This is a genomic window from Nocardioides coralli, from assembly GCF_019880385.1.
Classification (GTDB): Bacteria; Actinomycetota; Actinomycetes; order Propionibacteriales; family Nocardioidaceae; genus Nocardioides; species Nocardioides coralli.
Window position 1 is genome coordinate 390,730 of record NZ_CP082273.1, and the last position, 19,885, is coordinate 410,614.

A 19,885-nucleotide genomic window follows, 5' to 3' on the forward strand; every position below is an offset into this window, starting at 1 on the left:
GCCCGTCCCGATGGCCGCCGACGACCTGTCGGCCTTCGGCCAGGACCCCTGGTGGCTGATCATCGTCAAGGCCGTGCTGATCTTCCTGGTCCTGGTGCTGCTCACGCTGTTCAACATCTGGTGGGAGCGCCGGGTCGTGGCCCGGATGCAGCACCGGATCGGCCCCAACGTTCACGGTCCCTTCGGGCTGCTGCAGTCGCTTGCCGACGGCGTGAAGCTGGCGCTGAAGGAGGACATCATCCCCAAGGCCGCCGATCGCGTGGTCTACGTGCTCGCACCGGTGCTGATCGTCATCCCGGCCTTCGTGACCTTCTCGGTGATCCCGTTCGGGCCGGTCGTCGACGTCCCGTTCTCCGACCTCACCACCCCGCTGCAGCTGACGGACATGCCGGTGGCCGTGCTGTTCGTCCTGGCCGTCGCCTCGATCGGCATCTACGGCATCGTCCTCGGCGGCTGGTCCAGCGGGTCGACGTACTCGCTGCTCGGCGGCCTGCGGTCGAGCGCCCAGATGATCTCCTACGAGATCGCGATGGGCCTCGCCCTGGTGGCGGTCTTCCTCTACGCCGGCTCGCTGTCGACGTCCCAGATCGTCTCCGCGCAGGAGTCGCTCTGGTACGGCCTGATCCTGCTGCCGTCCTTCGTGATCTTCGTGATCTCGATGGTGGGCGAGGTCAACCGGGCCCCCTTCGACCTCCCCGAGGCCGAGGGAGAGCTGGTCGGTGGCTTCCACACCGAGTACTCCAGCCTGAAGTTCGCCCTGTTCTTCCTCGCCGAGTACGTCAGCATGGCCACCGTGTCCGCCATGGCGACCACGCTGTTCCTGGGCGGCTGGCAGGCACCGTGGGGCATCGTCCACATCTGGCCCGGTGCCAACGAGGGCTACTGGCCGCTGCTGTGGTTCTTCGGCAAGGTCCTGGGCTTCATCTTCCTGTTCATCTGGCTGCGCGGGTCGCTCCCGCGGCTGCGCTACGACCAGTTCATGGACTTCGGCTGGAAGGTCCTGATCCCGGTCGGCCTGGCCTGGACCGTCCTCGTCGCCGTCATCCGGGCGGCCACGCTGGAGGGCGGCATCGACCAGCGCTACCTGGTCATCGGGGCAGTCGTCGTGGGTGTGCTGACCCTCGCGCTCTTCCTGCTGCCGGAGGGTGGTCGCGAGGACGACGACCTCGCCCACGCCGCCACGGACAGCTTCGCCGGCGGGTTCCCGGTGCCGCCGATGCCAGCCGGGGGGGCGCGCCGCGGAGCGGCCGAGCCCCTCACGTTCCGCTCGCACGACACCACCCCGGTGCAGGGGGAGGAGATCTGATGGCAACCCCGGAGTCCAAGTCGCTCAAGGAGCACTTCTGGGACCCCGTCGCCGGCTTCGGCGTCACGTTCCGGACGATGTTCAAGAAGGTCGTCACCGAGCAGTACCCCTTCGAGAAGATGCCGACCGCACCCCGGTTCCACGGCCGGCACCAGCTCAACCGCTGGCCCGACGGCCTCGAGAAGTGCATCGGCTGCGAGCTCTGCGCGTGGGCCTGCCCCGCCGACGCCATCTACGTGGAGGGTGCGTCCAACACCGACGAGGAGCGCTTCAGCCCCGGTGAGCGGTACGGCGCGGTCTACCAGATCAACTACCTGCGCTGCATCCTGTGTGGGCTCTGCATCGAGGCGTGCCCGACGCGGGCGCTGACGATGACCAACGAGTACGAGCTCGCGGACGACAACCGGACCGACCTGATCTACGAGAAGTCCGACCTGCTCGCGCCGCTGCTCCCGGGCATGGAGCAGCCTCCCCACCCGATGCGCCTCGGCGACGACGAGGGTGACTACTACCGCGGCAGCTTCGGCGACAAGGAGACGGCCTCGTGATGTTCTGGGTCCTGGCTCCGATCATGGTGGCGGCAGCGCTGGCGCTGCTGTTCGTCCGCAAGGCCGTGCACGCCGCGCTGCTGCTGGCCGTGGTGATGATCTCGCTCGCGGTGCTCTACGCCTCCCTCGAGGCTCCGTTCCTCTTCGCCGTGCAGATCATCGTCTACACCGGCGCGATCCTCATGCTCTTCCTTTTCGTGCTGATGCTCGTGGGCGTCGACGCCAGCGACTCGGTCGTCGAGACGATCCGTGGGCAGCGGCTGCTGGCCGCCCTCGCCGGGCTGCTCCTCGGCTCGCTGCTGGTCGTGGGTGTCTCGCAGGTGGCCTTCGGGACCGTGGTCGGCCTCGAGGAGGCCAACAGCGAGGGCAACGTCCAGGCGCTGGCGGCCGTGCTGTTCTCCCGCTGGGTGTTCGTCTTCGAGGTCACCGCCGCGCTGCTCATCACCGCGGCGCTCGGCGCGATGGTGCTCGCCCACCGCGAGCGGCTCGGCCCCAAGCCCACGCAGGCCGTGCTCGCCGCGCGCCGCGTCCGCGACTACGCCGAGCGCGGGACCCACCTGGGGCCGCTGCCCCCGCCGGGCGTGTTCGCGCGCAGCAACGCGGTCGACACCGCGGCCCTGCTGCCCGACGGCACCGCCGCGGAAGCCTCGGTCTCGCGGGTGCTCGCGGCCCGCGGCACCGTCCGGTCGGCTCCGGCGCTGGCCGAGGACATCGAGGAGATGGAGCGCCAGGTGGGCGACGCCACCCGCCGTCCGGACGTCACCGGCAAGGGCGGGGCCGCGGCGACGACCGAGGAGGACATCGGCGGCACGACCGGCGCCTCCTCGACCCCGCCGCGTGACCGCGCCGACGAGCGGCCAGGTGATCCCGCATGACCGAGTACATCGTCCTCTCCGCGATCCTCTTCACCATCGGGTGCGTCGGCGTGCTCGTGCGCCGCAACGCGATCGTGGTGTTCATGTGCGTCGAGCTGATGCTCAACGCCTGCAACCTCGCGCTGGTGACCTTCGCCCGGCAGCACGGCAACCTCGACGGCCAGATCGCCGCCTTCTTCGTGATGGTCGTCGCGGCTGCCGAGGTCGTGGTGGGGCTGGCGATCATCATGACCATCTTCCGTACCCGTCGCTCGGCCTCCGTCGACGACGCGAGCCTGCTGAAGTACTGAGGTTCCCTCCGTGATCCAGACCCTCCTCCAGACGGCCGAGAGCGGCCACCACGCACCCGTGGTCGAGGCCGGCGCCGCCGACGGCGTCCTCAGCCTGATGTGGCTGGTGGTCGCGCTGCCGCTCGCCGGCGCCGCGATCCTGCTGCTGGGCGGCCGTGCCACCGACCGGTGGGGCCACCTGCTCGGCACGGCGCTGCCGATCGGCTCCTTCCTCATCAGCCTGCTGATGTTCTTCGCGCTGCTGGGGCGGCCCGAGGACGACCGTCAGGTGGGTCAGAGCCTCTTCACCTGGTTCGAGACCGACCGGCTGACGGTCGGGATGGACCTGCTCTACGACCCCCTCTCGGCGCTGTTCCTGCTGCTGATCACCGGTGTCGGCTCGCTCATCCACGTCTACTCCATCGGCTACATGGAGCACGACGAGCGACGCCGCCGGTTCTTCGGCTACCTCAACCTGTTCGTCGCAGCGATGCTGCTGCTGGTCCTCTCGGCCAACTTCCTGGGCCTCTTCCTGGGCTGGGAGGGCGTCGGCCTGGCGTCCTACCTGCTGATCGGGTTCTGGCAGCACAAGCCGTCGGCCGCCGCGGCCGCCAAGAAGGCGTTCGTCCTCAACCGTGTCGGCGACGTCGGGCTCTCGCTGGCGATCGCCCTCATGTTCGTCACGTTCGGCACCACCGACTTCGGTGCCATCAGCGCGGTGTCCGAGGAGGCCTCGGAGGCGACGATGACCGCCCTGGGCCTGCTGCTCCTGCTCGGTGCCTGCGGCAAGTCGGCCCAGGTGCCGCTCCAGGCGTGGCTGCTCGACGCGATGGAGGGCCCGACGCCCGTGTCGGCCCTCATCCACGCCGCCACGATGGTGACCGCCGGTGTCTACCTGATCGTCCGCGCCAACTTCATCTTCGAGCTCGCCCCGGTGGCGCAGACCGCTGTCGTGGTCGTCGCCGTGGTGACGCTGCTCTGGGGTGCGGTCCTCGGCTGCGCCAAGGACGACATCAAGAAGGCCCTGGCGGGTTCGACCATGAGCCAGATCGGCTACATGATGCTCGGCGCCGGCCTCGGCGTCGCCGGCTACGCGTTCGCGATCTTCCACCTGCTCACCCACGGCTTCTTCAAGGCCAACATGTTCCTGGGTGCCGGGTCGGTCATGCACGGCATGAACGACGACGTCGACATGCGTCACTACGGTGCGCTGACCAAGGCGATGCCGGTCACCTACCTGACCTTCGCGATGGGCTACCTCGCGATCATCGGGTTCCCCGGCTTCTCGGGCTTCTGGTCCAAGGACAAGATCATCGAGACCGCGCTCGCCGAGAACTGGGTGGTCGGCGTCCTCGCCCTGATCGGCGCCGGCATCACCGGCTTCTACATGACCCGGCTCATGCTCATGACCTTCTTCGGCCGCAACCGGTGGGAGAAGGGCGTGCACCCCCACGAGTCGCCCCGCGTCATGACGGTGCCGCTGATCGTGCTGGCGGCACTCTCGGTGCTCGGCGGCGTCCTCCTCCTCGGTGACTGGATCGTCGAGTTCCTGGCTCCCGTCGTGGGCGCCGAGGAGCACCACGAGGCACCGCTGCCCCCGATCGTGATCACCCTGCTGGTGACCGCCGTCGTCGCCGTGGGTGTCGCCGTCGCCTTCGTGCTCTTCGGTCGGCGCGACATCCCGCGCGAGGCGCCGCAGGACGTGTCCTTCGTGACCCGCGCCGCGCGTGCCGACCTCTACGGCGACGCCATCAACGACGGGCTCGTGGTGACCCCCGGACGCCACGTCGTCTCCGGCCTCACCACGGCGGACCGCACGCTGGTCGACGGCGCGGTCGAGGGCGGCTCGGCCGCCGTGGCCGGGATGGCGGCGACCTTCCGCCGCGTCCAGACCGGCTTCGTCCGCTCCTACGCCCTGACCCTCACGGCCGGCGTCGTGCTGGTCCTGCTGACCCTCCTGGCGGTGAACTTCGCATGACCGACGCCTTCCCCTGGCTCACCACCCTGATCGTGCTCCCCCTGGTGGGAGCGGCGGTGACCGCCTACCTCCCCTCCGGCGGCGTCATCGCCCGGCAGGTCGGCCTCGGCTTCGCGCTGGTGACCCTCGCGGTCGCCGGTCTGATGGCGCTGCAGTACGACGCCGGCGCGGGCATGCAGCTCACCGAGGAGCACGACTGGATCAACGTGTTCGGCGCCCACTACGCGCTCGGGGTCGACGGGCTCGGCCTGCTGATGATCCTGCTGACCGTGGTCCTCGTCCCGATCGTCATGGTCGCGTCGTGGCACGAGGTCTCCCCGCGGGCCGACGTCTTCTTCGCGTGGACGCTGATGCTCGAGGCCCTCTCGATCGCGGTGTTCGCGGCCACCGACGTCTTCCTCTTCTACATCGTCTTCGAGGCCACGCTGATCCCGGCCTACTTCCTCATCGGCGGCTTCGGTCGTGAGGGCCGCAGCCGGGCCGCGGTGAAGTTCCTGATCTACCAGCTGGCGGGCGGCCTGATCATGCTCGCGTCGGTGATCGGCTTCTACGTCGTGTCCGCCCGCGCGGGCAACCCCTCGTTCCTGATCTCCGAGCTGGCGACGCTCGACATCGACCCCGTCGCCGAGCGCTGGATCTTCGTCGGCTTCTTCATTGCCTTCGCCATCAAGGCGCCGATGTTCCCGGTGCACACCTGGCTGGCCGACACCACCGAGCGTGCGACCACCGGGACCTCGGTGCTCCTGGTCTGCATCCTGGACAAGATCGGCACCTTCGGCATGCTGCGGTTCTGCCTCGGCCTGCTGCCCGGGGCGTCCGAGTGGGCCACCCCGGTCGTCGTGGTGCTGGCGCTGATCTCGATCGTCTACGGCGCCCTCGTCGCCATCGGCCAGGACGACATGCTGCGGCTGATCGGCCTGACCTCCCTGAGCCACTTCGGCCTGATCGTGCTGGGCATCTTCGTCTTCACCAGCGAGGGCGGCGCGGGCGCCATCCTCTACATGGTCAACCACGGCATCGCGACGGCGGCGCTGTTCCTGATCGCCGGCTACCTGGTCCGCCGGCGCGGCTCCGCCCTCATCAGCCAGATGGGCGGCGTCGAGAAGGTCGCCCCGGTGATGGCCGGCACCTTCCTCGTCGCAGGGCTCGCCGCCTGCGGGCTCCCGGGCCTGTCGCCCTTCGTGTCCGAGATCCTGGTGTTGATCTCCGCCTTCGACTACGCCTGGTGGGCCGGCGCCGTGGCCGTGAGCGCCATCGTGCTGGCCGCGATCTACATCCTGTGGATGTACCAGCGTGCGATGACCGGTCCGACCCACCCGGAGGTGGCCGGGTTCCGCGACCTCGACCGCCGCGAGCTGGGTGCCGTGGCCCCGTTGCTCGTGGCCCTGGTGGTCTTCGGCTTCTACCCGATGCCGCTGCTCGAGGTCATCAACCCCACCGTCGACACCACGCTCGAGCAGGTGGGAGTGACGCCGGAGGAACCTGTCGTCCCCACCGCCGGCCACGCGGGTGAGGAGGCCCACCAGTGACCGAGTTCGCCAAGCCCACCATCGAGTACTCCCAGCTCTGGCCGCTGCTCGTCGTCTTCGGCGTGGCCTGCCTCGGCGTGCTCGTCGAGGCGTTCGTGCCGCGTTCGATGCGCCTCCTCGTGCAGGCCCTCCTGGCCGTCGTCGGCCTCGGCACGGCGCTGGTCGGCACGGTGCTGGTGGCCCGTGCCCTGCCCGAGCTCGGCGACGGCGCGGCGTACGGCAACCTGGCGATGGAGGGCTCCTTCGCCCTCGACGGGCCGACCGTGTTCATCTGGGGCCTGCTGCTGCTCTTCGCCATCGCCGGTGTGCTGCTCTTCGCCGAGCGGCAGCTCGAGGGTGGCGTCTCTGCCTTCGCCGGCCAGGCGGCCGCGCTGCCGGGCACCGACGCGGAGCGCAAGGCCTCGACCTCCGGCCTCGACCACACCGAGGTCTACCCGCTGCTGCTCTTCGCGGTGGGCGGCATGATGATGTTCCCCGCGTCCAACGACCTGCTGACGATGTTCGTGGCGCTCGAGGTCCTCTCGCTCCCGCTCTACCTGCTCTGCGGCCTCGCCCGCCGTCGTCGGCTGCTGAGCCAGGAGGCCGCGCTCAAGTACTTCCTCCTGGGCGCCTTCTCCTCCGGCTTCTTCCTGTACGGCGTGGCGCTGGTCTACGGCTTCGCCGGGTCGATGCAGTTCGCTGCGATCAACGAGGCGATCCGCAACGACATCGGCAACCGCAACCTGCTGCTGATCGGCATGGGGCTGCTCGCGGTCGGCCTGTTCTTCAAGGTCGGCGCGGCGCCGTTCCAGGCTTGGACCCCCGACGTCTACCAGGGTGCGCCCACCGCGGTGACGGCGTTCATGGCCGCCGCCACCAAGGTGGCGGCGTTCGGCGCGATGCTGCGGCTCTTCTACGTCGCCTTCGGCTCCGACCGCTGGACCTGGCAGCCGATGATGTGGGTGGTCGCGATCCTCACCATGGTCGTGGGGTCCGTGCTCGCCATCGCCCAGAGCGACGTGAAGCGGCTGCTGGCCTACTCGGCGGTCGCCCACACCGGGTTCCTGCTGACCGGCGTGCTCGGCGTGCAGGCGACCACGGACCTGGCGATCGGCCAGCTGACCTCGTTGCAGGCGGTGCTCTTCTACCTGGTCACCTACGGCTTCGCGACGATCGGCGCGTTCGCGATCGTCACGCTGGTCCGCGACTCCGGCGGCGAGCAGACCCACCTCTCGCGGTGGGTCGGACTCGGCAAGGAGTCGCCGCTCGTGGCCGGTGTCTTCGCGTTCTTCCTGCTGGCGATGGCCGGGATCCCGCTCACCTCCGGCTTCATCGGCAAGTGGGCTGTGTTCTCCTCCGCCCTGTCCGCGGGCGCCTACCCGGTGGTGGTCGTGGCGGTGCTGAGCAGCGTGGTGGCGGCGTTCTTCTACGTGCGCGTCATCCGCCTCATGTACTTCCAGGAGCCCGACGCGCGGACCGTGAGCGTCACCCGCCCGTCGGTGCTGACGGCCTCGACGATCGGTGTGGGTGCGGCGGTGACGCTGGTGCTCGGCATCGTGCCGGGCCCGGTGCTCGACCTCGCCGGCCGTGCGGGAGAGTTCATCAGGTGACCGACACTCCCGCCGCGGGCGGGCTCGCGCTGCCCGTCCCGGACGCAGCGCTCGCCGACCGTCTCGAGCGGCGGATGCAGCGGGTCGAGGAGGCGCTGGCCGGGCACGTCGTCAGCCGCACCCGCTACGTCACCGAGGCCGCCTCGCACCTGCTCGCGGCGGGCGGCAAGCGCTTCCGCCCCCTGCTGGTCCTGCTGGCAGCCGAGGTTGGTCCGCACCCGGACGACCCCGAGGTGATCGACGCCGCCTGCGTCGTGGAGCTCACCCACGTCGGGTCGCTCTACCACGACGACGTCATGGACGAGGCCGAGCTGCGACGCGGGGCCGACTCCGCCAACGCGCGCTGGGACAACCACGTCGCGATCCTCACCGGCGACTTCCTCTTCGCGAAGTCCTCCGAGCTCACCGCACAGCTCGGTCCGGAGGCTGTCCGGATCCAGGCCGAGACCTTCGCCCGGCTGGTCGAGGGGCAGATCCTCGAGACAGTCCCGCCCGCCGAGGGCGAGGACCCGCTGGCCCACCACCTCGACGTCGTGGCCGGCAAGACGGGGTCGCTGATCGCCACCTCCGCGCGCTACGGCGCCCGGTTCGGCGGGGCGAGCCGCGAGGTGGAGGAGGCGCTGACGGCGTACGGCGAGATCGTCGGCACGGCGTTCCAGCTCAGCGACGACATCCTCGACATCGCCTCCGACACCGATGAGTCGGGGAAGACCCCCGGCACCGACCTGCGCGAGGGTGTCCCGACGCTGCCGGTGCTGATGGCCCGTGCCTCCACCGACCCCGCCGACGCCCGGCTGCGCGAGCTGCTCGACTCCGACCTCACCGACGACGAGCGGCACGCCGAGGCGCTGGCGCTGCTCCGCTCGCACCCCGCCATGACCCAGGCGCGGGACTACGTGGTCGGCCGGGCCCGTGAGGCCAAGCGACTGCTGACGGTGCTGCCCGAGGGACCGGTGCGGACGGCTCTCGAGTCCTTCGCCGACGTCGTCGCCACGCGCACGACCTGACCTCGCCGGCCGGTCCTCAGACCGCGGCGGCCTCGGCCGCGAGCCGCAGCTGACGGCGTCGGTGGGTCGCGGCCTCGTAGGTGAAGACCACCAGGGCGATCCACACCAGCACGAAGCCGATCCATCGGCTGGCGGGCATCGCCTCGCCGAACCAGAAGACCCCCAGCGCGAACTGCAGGACCGGGGCGATGTACTGCAGCAGCCCGATGGAGACCATCGACACCCGGATCGCTGCGGCGCCGAAGCACAGCAGCGGGATCACGGTGACGATCCCGGTGGTGAGGAACAGGGAGGCGTGCCCCACCCCGTTGGCGCCGAACTCGGTGCTGCCCGTCATGAGCAGCCAGGCGATGTAGGTCGCGGCCACCGGTCCGACGTAGACGGTCTCGACCGTGAGGCTCTCGACGGCGTCGACGCCCGCCTGCTTCTTGGCCAGCCCGTAGGTCGCGAAGGAGAAGGCGAGGACCAGCGCCACCCACGGCGGGCGGCCGTAGTCGATGGTCAGCACGAGCACCGCGACGGCGGCGAGCCCGACTGCCAGCCACTGCAACCGGCGCAGCCGCTCCTGGAGCACGAGGACACCCATCAGCACCGTCACCAGCGGGTTGATGAAGTAGCCCAGCGACGTCTCCACGACCCGGCCGTTGTTGACCCCCCAGATGTAGGCGCCCCAGTTGACGCTGATCACCGCGGCGGCGCCGAGCAGCAGCAGCCGCGCCCGCGGGTCCCGCAGCACGGCGAGCACGGCGGCACCGCGGCGCAGCGCCACCACCACCCGGACGACGGTGACCAGCGACCAGAGAACCCGGTGGGCCAGGATCTCCACCGCCCCCGCCGGTTGCAGCAAGGGCCAGTAGAGGGGGAACAGGCCCCACATCGCGTAGGCGGCGGCGCCGTAGGCGAGTCCGCGGGGGCTGTCCTGCACGTCATCACCGTACGTTGTCGTCGGTCATGACGGCGACCGGATTCCGGGGGGTGGTCAGGCGACCGTCCAGGTGTCCCCGCCGTGGAGCAGGCTTTGCAGCCGGCTGGTGGGGTCGCCCTCGACACCCCCCTGCGCGGTGGTGATCTGGGCGCGGGCCTCGTCGTCGTAGGTGGCGCGTTCCACCTGGCGGAAGATGCCGATCGGCGCCTGGTGGAGGTAGCCCGCGTCGGTCAGGCGGGAGATGGCGAAGGCCGTCGTCGGGTCATCGGCGTGCGCGTCGTGGACCAGCAGCGCCCCCTCGCCGACGTCGGCGACCTCGACCACCTTGACCCCGCCGGTCGCGCTGTCGCGGATCAGGCCCTTTCGCCCCTCGACGCCGAACCGGATCGGCTCGCCGTGGACCAGCGGGATGATCGCGTCCTCCTTGGTGTCGCGGTCCTTGATCGCGTCGAAGGCGCCGTCGTTGAAGATCGGGCAGTTCTGGTAGATCTCGACGAACGACGTGCCGCGGTGGGCGGCAGCCGCCGCCAGCACGCCCGTGAGGTGCTTGCGGTCGGAGTCGATCGTGCGGGCCACGAACGTGCCCTCGGCCCCGAGCGCGAGCGAGACCGGGTTGAAGGGGTGGTCCAGCGACCCCATCGGAGTCGACTTGGTGATCTTGCCGGGCTCGGAGGTGGGGGAGTACTGCCCCTTGGTGAGTCCGTAGATCCTGTTGTTGAAGAGCAGCACCGTCATGTTGACGTTGCGCCGCAGCGCGTGGATGAGGTGGTTGCCGCCGATCGACAGCGCGTCGCCGTCACCGGTCACGACCCAGACCGACAGGTCCTCGCGGGTCGTCGCGATCCCGGTGGCGATCGAGGGTGCGCGGCCGTGGATCGAGTGCATCCCGTAGGTGTCGAGGTAGTAGGGGAAGCGGCTGGAGCAGCCGATGCCCGACACGAAGACGATGTTCTCGCGCCGCAGCCCGAGGTCGGGCAGGAAGCCCTGCACGGCCTTGAGAACTGCGTAGTCGCCGCACCCGGGGCACCAGCGGACCTCCTGGTCGCTGGTGAAGTCCTTGCCAGTCTGGGCGGGCGCGTCGTCGGGCACGGTGGGCACGCCCTCGACGCCGGAGCGCAACCCGGGGAAGGGCAGCTCGGTGGTGCTCACGGGGAGACCTCCGCATCGTCGGTGGTGGTTGCCGGGACCAGGTCGACCTCAATCCCCTCCGCCTGGGCCACGAGCTCGCCGATGGCCTCGGCCAGCTCGGCCGCCTTCAGCGGCAGTCCGCGGACGCGGTTGTAGCCGATCGCGTCGACCAGGTAGCGCGCCCGCAGCAGCAGCGCCAGCTGGCCGAGGTTCATCTCGGGGACCAGCACCTTGTCGTAGCGGGCGAGGATGTCGCCGAGGTCGTTCGGGAACGGGTTCAGGTGGCGCAGGTGGGCCTGGGCGACCTTGTAGCCGGCCGTCCGCACCCGGCGTACGCCGGCGCCGATGGGGCCGTAGGTCGACCCCCACCCCAGCACCAGCACCTTCGCGTCGCCGGTGGGGTCGTCGACCTCGGTGGGCGGCAGCGAGTCGGCGATCCGGTCGACCTTGGCCTGTCGGGTCCGGACCATGAAGTCGTGGTTGGCCGGGTCGTAGGAGATGTTGCCGTGGCCGTCGCCCTTCTCCAGGCCGCCGATCCGGTGCTCGAGCCCGGGCGTCCCGGGCACCGCCCACGGGCGGGCCAGCGTGGCCTCGTCACGCTGGTAGGGCCAGAAGTCGTCGTCACCACCCTCCACGTGGTGGTTGGGTGCGATGGCGAAGGCCGGGTCGATGGCGGGGAGGTCGGCCAGCTCCGGGATCCGCCACGGCTCGGACCCGTTGGCGAGGTAGCCGTCGGAGAGCAGCATCACCGGCGTGCGGTAGGTGATCGCGATCCGGGCCGCCTCGAGAGCCGCGTCGAAGCAGTCGCCCGGGGACCGCGGCGCCACGATCGGCACCGGTGCCTCGCCGTTGCGTCCGAACATCGCCTGCAGCAGGTCGGCCTGCTCGGTCTTGGTCGGCAGGCCGGTCGAGGGACCGCCGCGCTGGACGTCGATCACCAGCAGCGGCAGCTCGGTCATCACGGCGAGCCCGATCGCCTCGGACTTCAGGGCGATGCCGGGTCCGCTGGTGGTGGTCACACCCAGTCGCCCCGCGAAGGCCGCGCCGATCGCAGCACCCACACCGGCGATCTCGTCCTCGGCCTGGAACGTGGAGACGCCGAACGCCTTGTGCTTGCTCAGCTCGTGGAGGATGTCGGAGGCCGGGGTGATCGGGTAGGACCCGAGGAACAGCGGCAGCCCGGACTGCACGCTGGAGGCCACCAGGCCGTAGGCCAGGGCGAGGTTGCCGGTGATGTTGCGGTAGGTGCCGGTCGTCATCGGTGCCGGCTTGATCTCGTAGGTGACGGCGAAGGTCTCCGTGGTCTCGCCGAAGTTCCACCCCGACCGGAAGGCCGTGACGTTGGCGTCGCGAATGTCGGGCACCTTGGCGAAGCGTCGCTCGAGGAAGCTGATGGTCGAGTCGGTCGGCCGGCCGTAGAGCCACGAGAGCAGACCGAGCGCGAACATGTTCTTGGCGCGCGACGCGTCCTTGCGGGACAGGCCGAACTCCTTGACGGCCTCGACCGTCATCCCGGTCAGGTCGACCGGGTGGACGGCGTACTCGTCGAGCGAGCCGTCCTCCAGCGGGTTGTCGGCGTAGCCGGCCTTGCTGAGGTTGCGGGCGCTGAAGTCGGCGGTGTCCACGATGATCGTGGCGCCCTTGGGGAGGTCGCCGAGGTTGGCTCGGAGGGCGGCGGGGTTCATCGCCACCAGCACGTCGGGGGCGTCGCCGGGGGTGAGGATGTCGTGGTCGGCGAAGTGGACCTGGAAGGACGAGACACCCGGCAGCGTGCCCTGGGGCGCCCGGATCTCGGCGGGGAAGTTGGGCAGCGTCGACAGGTCGTTGCCGAAGGCGGCCGACTCCTGCGTGAAGCGGTCACCGGTGAGCTGCATGCCGTCGCCGGAGTCGCCCGCGAACCTGATGATGACGCGGTCGAGCTGCTTGACCTGCTTGGACACGACGGGCGCTCCTCCTCCAGAGCATGTTAGGGGGGTGTGCCGCGGCTCCCGGGCACCCCTCCACGATAGTCGCGGGCCGGTGGAGCCGAACGTGATCTCCCCCACCGGGACGCCGGCCGGGCCCTTCCCCGGGCACGCGCTGCGGTCGTAACCTCGAAGGGCACCTGGGAAGGGGTGTCTGCGATGGCGCAGCCCGACATGAACATCATCGTCCACAACGCCGTACGACGCGACCTGGCCCGCATGGAGGCGGCCCTGCGCTCGTTCCCGGAGGGTGATGCCGACCGGGCGCGCCAGCTCCACCGCGCCTGGGCCGAGCTGTGGGAGCACCTGCACCACCACCACCAAGGGGAGGACGAGATCGTCTGGCCCTGGGCGCGCACGACCGGCGCCGTCGACGCGTGGGTGATCGACGCCATGGAGTCCGAGCACCAGGCGATGTCGGCAGCGATGGAGGCGGCCACGAGCGCCGTGGCGGCGCTGGTCGCCGAGCCGACCGGTGCGGCGGCGGCCTCGGCCGCAGATCGGGTGGCGGCGGCCCGCGAGGTCACCGAGGCCCACCTGCGGCACGAGGAGCGGGACGTCGTCCCCCTGCTGCTGCCCCTGCTCGGCACGCCGGCGGGCAAGGCGGTCGAGAAGCAGCTGCAGAAGGACCCGCTGTCCTACTCAGGGCGCTTCCTCGCCTGGGTGCAGGACGGTGCGGACGCCCAGACCCTGGCCGACCTGCGCGCGGCGGTCCCGCCGCCGGTGCTGCTGGTGCTCAGCAAGGGCTTCGGGCGCGCCTACCACCGCGAGGTCGCGCCGGTCTGGCGGTGACCGGGAGGCGCGGGCAGCCCTTTCACCGGGGCAGCTTCACCGTCAGCACCGGGCACGCCGCCTCGAGCAGGACCCGTTGCGCGGTGGAGCCCATGATCAGCTTGCCCACCGGCGTCCGGTGCCGCAGCCCGATCACGACCACCTCGGCGCCGACCTCGCCGGCCACCTCGAGAAGCGCGTCGGCCGCGAGGCCGTCGGAGGTGAACCGGCGTACCTCGTGCGGCACGCCGGAGGCCGCCAGCCGCGACCCGAGTGCGATCGCCTGGTCGTCGTGCGCGTAGCGGCGGTCGACGAGCCGGTCCCCGCGGGTGGTGTTGACGACCACCAGGTCGGTGTCGCGGCGGCGGGCCTCGTCGACGGCGGTGGCGAGCGCCGCCTCGCCCAGGTCGCCGGGGATGTAGCCGAGGACGACGGTCACGAGCCCACCTCCTGCTTCTCGGCCGGCGCGGGCGCCACCGTCGAGGCCGCCTTCTCCCGTCGCTTGAGCCACATCGAACCCACGGTGAGCAGCGCCAGCGCGACGTAGACGGACAGCGCGAACGGTGACTGGACCAGGGTCAGCGGGTCGCCCTGGGAGATCGAGAGCGACCGCCGCAGCTGCGCCTCGAACATCGGGCCCAGGATCATCGCGACCACCATCGGCGCGATCGGGTAGCCGTAGCGACGCATGAAGAACCCCAGCACGCCGATCACGAGCAGGATGACCACGTCGGCCGGGATGAAGTTCACGGCGAAGGCCCCCATGGCGGCGAACGTCAGGATCCCGGCGTAGAGGTAGGGACGCGGGACCTGCAGGACGCGGACCCACAGCCCGACCAGCGGCAGGTTCAGGACCAGCAGCATCAGGTTGCCGATGTAGAGGCTGGCGATCAACGCCCAGACGAGGGTGGCGTCGCCGCTGAACAGCTGCGAGCCCGGCTGGATGTTGTAGCGCTGGAACGCCGCCAGCATGATCGCCGCGGTCGCGGTGGTCGGCAGGCCCAGCGTCAGCAGGGGCACGAGCACGCCGGCCGCGGCCGCGTTGTTGGCCGCCTCGGGCCCGGCCACGCCCTCGATCGCGCCGTGGCCGAACTGCTCCTTGCGCTCCTCGGGGGCGACCTTCTTCTCCGCTGCGTAGGAGAGGAAGGTGGAGACGTCCGCTCCGCCGGCGGGGATGGTGCCGATCGGGAAGCCGATGGCGGTGCCGCGCAGCCACGGCTTCCACGAGAGCCGCAGCTCCTCGCGGGTGAGCCAGGTGCGCCAGCCCCTGCTGATCGGGACGACGGCGACGGGGCCGCGCCGCAGTCGGGACCCGACGTAGAGCGCCTCGCCGACCGCGAACAGGCCGACCGCGACGAGGACGACGTCGATGCCGTCGCCGAGCACGGCGAACCCGAAGGTGAACCGCTGCTGGCCCGAGATCAGGTCGACCCCGACCAGCCCGACGAACAGCCCGAGCGAGAGCGAGGCGAGGCCGCGGCTCACCGAGCTGCCGAGCAGCGCGCCGACGGTGAGGAAGGCGAGGACCATCAGGGCCACGTAGTCGACCGGGCCGAGCTGCACGGCGAGGTCGGCCGCGATCGGCGCGACGAACGTCAGCGCCACGGTCGCGACGGTGCCGGCGACCCAGGAGCCGATGGCGGCCGTCGCCAGCGCGGCGGTGCCGCGACCGGCCTTGGCCATCTTGTTGCCCTCGAGCGCCGTGATGATCGACGCCGACTCACCGGGGGTGTTGAGCAGGATCGAGGTGGTCGAGCCGCCGTACATCCCGCCGTAGTAGATGCCGGCGAACAGGATGAACGCCGCGGTCGGGTCGAGGCTGTAGGTCAGCGGCAGCAGCAGGGCGACGGTCATCGCCGGGCCGATGCCGGGCAGCACGCCGACCGCGGTGCCGACGAAGACGCCGATCAGCGCGATCAGCAGGTACGACGGCTGGAGAGCCGTTCCGAAGCCCTCCATGAGGGCGGCGAGGCTATCCATCGAGGAACGGCACCCCCTCGAGCAGCGGGCCGGCGGGGAGCGAGACCCCGAGTCCGCCGGCGAACGCGACCTGGAGGACCAGCGACAGCGCCAGGCCCACCAGCGCCGTGCGCCACCAGGGCCGGGCGCCGAGCACGACCGCGGAGCCGGCGAAGAGGAAGGTCGCGGCCACCGGCCAGCCGGCGGGGACGATCAGGAAGATGTGGAGCACGAGCAGGCCCACCAGCATCCCGACAGTGGCCCAGTCGGTGTGGTCCACATCGGCGACGTCCTCGCCCTCCTCGGCCTCGCCGCGGTGGCCCCGGAGGACCGCGACGGCGACGGCGAGGCCGGCGACGACGAGGGCGCCGCCGACCAGGTAGGGCAGCGTCCGCGGCCCCATCGAGCCGGCGGTGATCGGTTCGTTGATCGCGCCGGCGCGCACCAGCGCGAAGACGCCGAGGGCGGCCACCCCGCCGGCGAACAGGAGCTCGCCGGCGGGGGTGGTGCGCCCAGCGCGGACCCCGGCGGGGGACCCCGATGAGTGCGTGGTGGACATCGTCACTCGACCAGACCGATGTCGCGCAGGACCTGCTGGACCCGGGTCACCTCGGAGTCGAGGAAGGTCCCGAACTCGTCGCCGGTGACGAAGGCATCGGCCCAGGCGTTCTCCTCGAGGGCGGTGGTCCAGTCCTCGGTGCCGTGCATGTCGGTCACCAGCTGGGTCAGCTCGTCGGCCTTGCTGTCGTCGATCGAGCCGGGGGCGACGACGCCGCGCCAGTTGGTCAGCTCCACGTCGATGCCCTGCTCGGCGAGGGTCGGGACGTCGGGCAGCAGCTCGGACCGCTCGGCACCGGAGACCCCGAGGGCCTTGAGCTCACCGGACTCCACCTGCGGCGCGTACTCGGCGACACCGGAGATGCCTGCGTCCACCTTGCTGCCCAGCAGGGCGGCGAGGGACTCGCCGCCGCCGGAGTAGGGGATGTAGTTGAGGCCGCCCGGGTCCACGCCGGCGTCCTGCAACAGCAGGCCGGCGAGGATGTGGTCGGCGCCGCCTGCTGAGCCACCGGCGACCGAGACGCCCTGACCGCGGTCGGCCTGGTCGGCGACGAGGTCGCTCACGGACTCGTAGGGGGAGTCCGCTGGAGCCACGACGATCAGCGGCTCCTCGGTGAGCTCGGCGACCGGGGTCACGTCCTCGAGGGTGGCCTCGGCGTCGTTGGTCTCGACCGCGCCGACCATCACGAGGCCCATCACCATGAGGGTGTTCTCCTCGCGCTCGTTGGCCAGCTGCGCCAGGCCGATCGTGCCGCCGGCGCCGCCGACGTTGACCACCTGGGCGTTGCCGACGAGGTCGTTGTCCTGGAGCACGCCCTGCATGGCGCGGCCGGTGGCGTCCCAGCCACCACCCGGGTCGGCCGGCACGATGATCTTGAGCTGGTCGATCCCGGCGTCAGCACCGCTGTCGCTGTCGGCGCTCTCGGTCAGGGAGCCACAGCCGGCGAGGGCGAGCGTGCCGGCGACGGCGAGGGCGGCGAGGGAGCCGCGGCGGGTCCGTGTGCTGATCATGGGGTTCCACTCCTTCGGTCGTGACGGGCGTCACAAGTGCCGGAACCGTAGGAGCGGGCTCGTGGCGGGCGGAACGTTGCGGAGGTAAGCGTCGTACTGGAACTTGTGGTCACGCTCCCGAGACTCGGGACGGGGCTGCGAGGTGCGGCACAATGAACGGGTGCTCCGGAGCGTCCCGCTGCGCACCCAGCTGCTGGGGCTGCAGCTCCTCATCGTGCTGACGACGGTCGTCGTCGTGGGCGTGGTCGCGGCCCGCATGCAGGCCGCGCAGATCCGCGAGTCCTACCAGCAGCAGATGATCGGCGTGGCGCAGAGCGTGGCGACGCTGCCGACGGTGGTGGAGGCGTTCGGGTCCGACGACCCGTCCGCGACGATCCAGCCGATCGCCGAGCTGATCCGCGAAGCGTCGGGCGTCACCTACGTCGTGGTCACCGACGACCGCGGCATCCGCTACTCGCACCCCAACCCCGACCAGCTCGGCGAGATGGTCACCACCGACCCGACGCCGCTGGAGAGCGGCGAGATGTACACGGGCACCCAGACCGGCTCGCTGGGCGAGAGCTGGCGCGTCAAGCTGCCGATCGTCGACGAGCAGGGTGAGGTCATCGGCATGGCGTCGGTCGGGATCCTCGAGTCCCAGCTCCGGGCGGACCTGCTCGACGACCTCTGGCTGCTCGCGGTGTTCCTGCTCGGCGCCGCCCTGCTCGGCACCCTGCTCGCGGCGCTCGTCTCGCGGGTGGTGTGGCGACGGATCCACCGGGTCGAGCCGGAGGAGATCGCGGCGCTGCTGGAGACCCGGGACGCGATGCTCCACGGGATCGGCGAGGGCATCGTCGCCCTCGACCTGCGGGGCCGGGTCGCCCTCGTCAACGACGAGGCGCAGCGGCTGCTGGGCGTGGACGCCGGGGTGGTGGGGTCGCCGGCCGCCGAGGTGCTCGACCGGACCCTGCTGCAGCACGTCGAGAGCGGCTCCACCGACGACGGCCTCGTGCTCGCGGGCGAGCGGGTCCTCTTGGCGCTGCGCCGTCCGGCCGTGGTCGACGGCCGCGAGGTGGGCACCGTGGTGATCCTCCGCGACCGCACCGAGCTGCGCGAGACGCTGCGCCACCTCGAGGGCGTCCGCGACCAGGCGCAGGCGCTGCGCGTGCAGCGCCACGAGTTCTCCAACCGGCTCCACGTGATCTCCGGGCTGCTCGAGCTCGGCCGGACCGAGGAGGCCATCCGGTTCATCGACCGGGAGACGGGCTCGGGGTCGGCCCGGGCGGTGGAGCTGCCGGGCGTGGCCGACCCGGAGGTCGAGGCGCTGCTCGGGCGGAAGGCGCAGATCGGGGCCGAGCGCGGCATCGTCATCGAGGTCGACCCCACCAGCACCCACCGCTTCGACGGCACCTCCGACGTCCTGACGGTGCTCGGCAACCTCCTCGACAACGCGATGGAGGCGGTGGGGCACGACGGGACCGTTCGGGTCCTGCTCCGCACCGAGGACGACGAGGTCCGGATCGTGGTCGAGGACGACGGGCCCGGCATCCGGGCCGACCGGCTCGACCGGGTCTTCGAGCCCGGGGTGACGACGAAGGCGACCGGTGACCGTCCCGCCCGGGGAATCGGCCTCGCGCTGGTGTCACGGATCGCGCGCCGGCGAGGAGGCTGGGCCGCGGCGTCGTCCCCGGACACGGGCGGAGCACGGTTCGAGGTGCGGCTGCAGGCGATCCACGAGCCGGTGGTGCCGGCGTGACGACCCGTCGTGCCCGCGTCCTCGTCGTCGAGGACGAGGTGGCCGTGGCCGGGATCCACCAGGGGTTCCTGCTGGCCCACGGCGGCTTCGACGTGGTCGGCCTCGCCCACACCGGTGAGGACGCCGTCCTCGCGGTGCAGGACCTCGCCCCCGACCTGGTGCTCCTCGACATCCACCTGCCCGACCTGGACGGCGTCGAGGTGCTGCGGCGGGTGCGGCAGCTGCCGGGTCGACCGGTCGACGTCATCGCCGTCACCGCCGCCCAGGAGGCCGAGACCGTGCGCGCCGCGATGGCGGGCGGTGTCACGGCGTACCTCGTCAAGCCGTTCACCATGGCGGCACTGCACGAGCGCCTCGACCAGTACCTCCGGCAGCGGGCGGTCGCCTCCTCGGGGGAGCGGCTCGACCAACGTCAGATCGACCGGCTGATGCGTGCCCCGGAGTCGCAGCCGCCGGCCCGGCTGCCCAAGGGGCTGGCGCAGGAGACCCTCGACCAGGTCGTGGCGGAGCTGACCCGCGTGGGCGAGGGCTCGGCCGTGGAGGTCGGAGAGGCCATCGGGCTGTCCCGGGTCAGCGTGCGCCGCTACCTCGAGCACCTCGTGGACGTCGGCCGCGCCGTACGCCGACCGCGCTACGGCACCGCCGGACGGCCCGAGATCGAGTACCGGATGGTGCAGCCGGCCGGTCAGCGTTAGCTCGTCCGCGGCGACACCTCAGTTCTCGCCAGCCCCTC

General features: G+C 71.1%; 18 protein-coding genes. 11 read left to right on the forward strand and 7 right to left on the reverse strand.

Annotated elements, in window-relative coordinates:
- Positions 1-10 precede the first annotated feature (10 nt).
- The 8 genes from nuoH to K6T13_RS01975 all read left to right on the forward strand — a co-directional run bounded on the left by nuoH (position 11) and on the right by K6T13_RS01975 (position 9,101).
- Positions 11-1,306, forward strand: coding sequence for an NADH-quinone oxidoreductase subunit NuoH (nuoH, locus tag K6T13_RS01940; RefSeq protein WP_222898106.1), 1,296 nt, complete (start codon positions 11-13; stop codon positions 1,304-1,306).
- The gene (gene nuoI / locus K6T13_RS01945; RefSeq protein ID WP_222896509.1) at positions 1,306-1,854 is read left to right on the forward strand and encodes an NADH-quinone oxidoreductase subunit NuoI; all 549 of its coding nucleotides are present in this window, start codon (positions 1,306-1,308) and stop codon (positions 1,852-1,854) included. Before nuoH ends, nuoI begins: the two co-directional genes overlap by 1 nt.
- On the forward strand, positions 1,854-2,729 hold the full coding sequence (locus K6T13_RS01950; RefSeq protein WP_222898107.1) for an NADH-quinone oxidoreductase subunit J: 876 nt from the start codon (positions 1,854-1,856) through the stop codon (positions 2,727-2,729). The genes nuoI and K6T13_RS01950 overlap by 1 nt, the downstream gene beginning before the upstream one ends.
- Complete coding sequence (gene nuoK / locus K6T13_RS01955) at positions 2,726-3,019, forward strand: NADH-quinone oxidoreductase subunit NuoK (RefSeq protein ID WP_222896510.1); 294 nt, start codon at positions 2,726-2,728, stop codon at positions 3,017-3,019. Before K6T13_RS01950 ends, nuoK begins: the two co-directional genes overlap by 4 nt.
- 97 nt (positions 3,020-3,116) lie before the next feature.
- Positions 3,117-4,976 (forward strand): NADH-quinone oxidoreductase subunit L, encoded by a 1,860-nt coding sequence (gene nuoL / locus K6T13_RS01960; RefSeq protein ID WP_222898108.1) that lies wholly within the window; start codon positions 3,117-3,119, stop codon positions 4,974-4,976.
- Positions 4,973-6,505, forward strand: a complete 1,533-nt coding sequence (locus K6T13_RS01965; protein WP_222896511.1) for an NADH-quinone oxidoreductase subunit M — start codon at positions 4,973-4,975, stop codon at positions 6,503-6,505. Before nuoL ends, K6T13_RS01965 begins: the two co-directional genes overlap by 4 nt.
- Complete coding sequence (gene nuoN / locus K6T13_RS01970) at positions 6,502-8,094, forward strand: NADH-quinone oxidoreductase subunit NuoN (RefSeq protein ID WP_222896512.1); 1,593 nt, start codon at positions 6,502-6,504, stop codon at positions 8,092-8,094. Before K6T13_RS01965 ends, nuoN begins: the two co-directional genes overlap by 4 nt.
- Positions 8,091-9,101 carry a polyprenyl synthetase family protein gene (locus K6T13_RS01975; RefSeq protein WP_430227844.1) on the forward strand — a complete coding sequence of 337 codons (1,011 nt, stop codon included), beginning with the start codon at positions 8,091-8,093 and terminating at the stop codon, positions 9,099-9,101. The genes nuoN and K6T13_RS01975 overlap by 4 nt, the downstream gene beginning before the upstream one ends.
- A gap of 16 nt (positions 9,102-9,117) precedes the next feature.
- Here K6T13_RS01975 and rarD read toward each other — a convergent pair whose 3' ends face one another.
- From rarD to K6T13_RS01990, 3 genes are read right to left on the reverse strand one after another with little or no spacing between them, the layout of a single operon-like run.
- On the reverse strand, positions 9,118-10,026 hold the full coding sequence (gene rarD / locus K6T13_RS01980; protein WP_222896513.1) for an EamA family transporter RarD: 909 nt from the start codon (positions 10,024-10,026) through the stop codon (positions 9,118-9,120).
- A 54-nt stretch (positions 10,027-10,080) separates the two neighbouring features.
- A complete protein-coding gene (locus K6T13_RS01985; protein ID WP_222896514.1) occupies positions 10,081-11,175 on the reverse strand; it encodes a 2-oxoacid:ferredoxin oxidoreductase subunit beta in 1,095 nt (364 codons plus the stop codon).
- The gene (locus K6T13_RS01990) at positions 11,172-13,094 is read right to left on the reverse strand and encodes a 2-oxoacid:acceptor oxidoreductase subunit alpha (protein WP_222896515.1); all 1,923 of its coding nucleotides are present in this window, start codon (positions 13,092-13,094) and stop codon (positions 11,172-11,174) included. The genes K6T13_RS01985 and K6T13_RS01990 overlap by 4 nt, the downstream gene beginning before the upstream one ends.
- A 183-nt stretch (positions 13,095-13,277) precedes the next feature.
- On the opposite strand from K6T13_RS01990, the gene K6T13_RS01995 reads away from it, so the two are divergent.
- Positions 13,278-13,910, forward strand: a complete 633-nt coding sequence (locus K6T13_RS01995) for a hemerythrin domain-containing protein (RefSeq protein ID WP_222896516.1) — start codon at positions 13,278-13,280, stop codon at positions 13,908-13,910.
- A 22-nt stretch (positions 13,911-13,932) separates the two neighbouring features.
- Here K6T13_RS01995 and K6T13_RS02000 read toward each other — a convergent pair whose 3' ends face one another.
- From K6T13_RS02000 to K6T13_RS02015, 4 genes are read right to left on the reverse strand one after another with little or no spacing between them, the layout of a single operon-like run.
- A complete protein-coding gene (locus tag K6T13_RS02000; RefSeq protein WP_222896517.1) occupies positions 13,933-14,328 on the reverse strand; it encodes a universal stress protein in 396 nt (131 codons plus the stop codon).
- Positions 14,325-15,869, reverse strand: coding sequence for a tripartite tricarboxylate transporter permease (locus K6T13_RS02005; protein ID WP_222896518.1), 1,545 nt, complete (start codon positions 15,867-15,869; stop codon positions 14,325-14,327). Before K6T13_RS02005 ends, K6T13_RS02000 begins: the two co-directional genes overlap by 4 nt.
- Positions 15,862-16,407, reverse strand: coding sequence for a tripartite tricarboxylate transporter TctB family protein (locus K6T13_RS02010; protein WP_222896519.1), 546 nt, complete (start codon positions 16,405-16,407; stop codon positions 15,862-15,864). Before K6T13_RS02010 ends, K6T13_RS02005 begins: the two co-directional genes overlap by 8 nt.
- Positions 16,408-16,409: 2 nt before the next feature.
- Entirely contained in the window at positions 16,410-17,417 is a 1,008-nt protein-coding gene (locus K6T13_RS02015; RefSeq protein WP_222896520.1) for a Bug family tripartite tricarboxylate transporter substrate binding protein, read from the reverse strand.
- Positions 17,418-17,577: 160 nt separating this feature from the next.
- On the opposite strand from K6T13_RS02015, the gene K6T13_RS02020 reads away from it, so the two are divergent.
- Entirely contained in the window at positions 17,578-19,152 is a 1,575-nt protein-coding gene (locus tag K6T13_RS02020) for a sensor histidine kinase (RefSeq protein ID WP_222896521.1), read from the forward strand.
- Entirely contained in the window at positions 19,149-19,847 is a 699-nt protein-coding gene (locus tag K6T13_RS17550; RefSeq protein WP_222896522.1) for a response regulator, read from the forward strand. The genes K6T13_RS02020 and K6T13_RS17550 overlap by 4 nt, the downstream gene beginning before the upstream one ends.
- The last annotated feature ends 38 nt before the right edge of the window (positions 19,848-19,885 follow it).

What these genes read in the sequence shown, in the direction of transcription:
- nuoH (WP_222898106.1), top strand. Translation starts at nt 11, where the DNA reads ATGGCCGCCGACGACCTGTCGGCCTTCGGCCAGGACCCCTGGTGGCTG.
- nuoI (WP_222896509.1), top strand. Translation starts at nt 1,306, where the DNA reads ATGGCAACCCCGGAGTCCAAGTCGCTCAAGGAGCACTTCTGGGACCCC.
- K6T13_RS01950 (WP_222898107.1), top strand. Translation starts at nt 1,854, where the DNA reads ATGTTCTGGGTCCTGGCTCCGATCATGGTGGCGGCAGCGCTGGCGCTG.
- nuoK (WP_222896510.1), top strand. Translation starts at nt 2,726, where the DNA reads ATGACCGAGTACATCGTCCTCTCCGCGATCCTCTTCACCATCGGGTGC.
- nuoL (WP_222898108.1), top strand. Translation starts at nt 3,117, where the DNA reads ATGTGGCTGGTGGTCGCGCTGCCGCTCGCCGGCGCCGCGATCCTGCTG.
- K6T13_RS01965 (WP_222896511.1), top strand. Translation starts at nt 4,973, where the DNA reads ATGACCGACGCCTTCCCCTGGCTCACCACCCTGATCGTGCTCCCCCTG.
- K6T13_RS01995 (WP_222896516.1), top strand. Translation starts at nt 13,278, where the DNA reads ATGGCGCAGCCCGACATGAACATCATCGTCCACAACGCCGTACGACGC.
- K6T13_RS02005 (WP_222896518.1), bottom strand. Translation starts at nt 15,869, where the DNA reads ATGGATAGCCTCGCCGCCCTCATGGAGGGCTTCGGAACGGCTCTCCAG.
- K6T13_RS02010 (WP_222896519.1), bottom strand. Translation starts at nt 16,407, where the DNA reads ATGTCCACCACGCACTCATCGGGGTCCCCCGCCGGGGTCCGCGCTGGG.
- K6T13_RS02015 (WP_222896520.1), bottom strand. Translation starts at nt 17,417, where the DNA reads ATGATCAGCACACGGACCCGCCGCGGCTCCCTCGCCGCCCTCGCCGTC.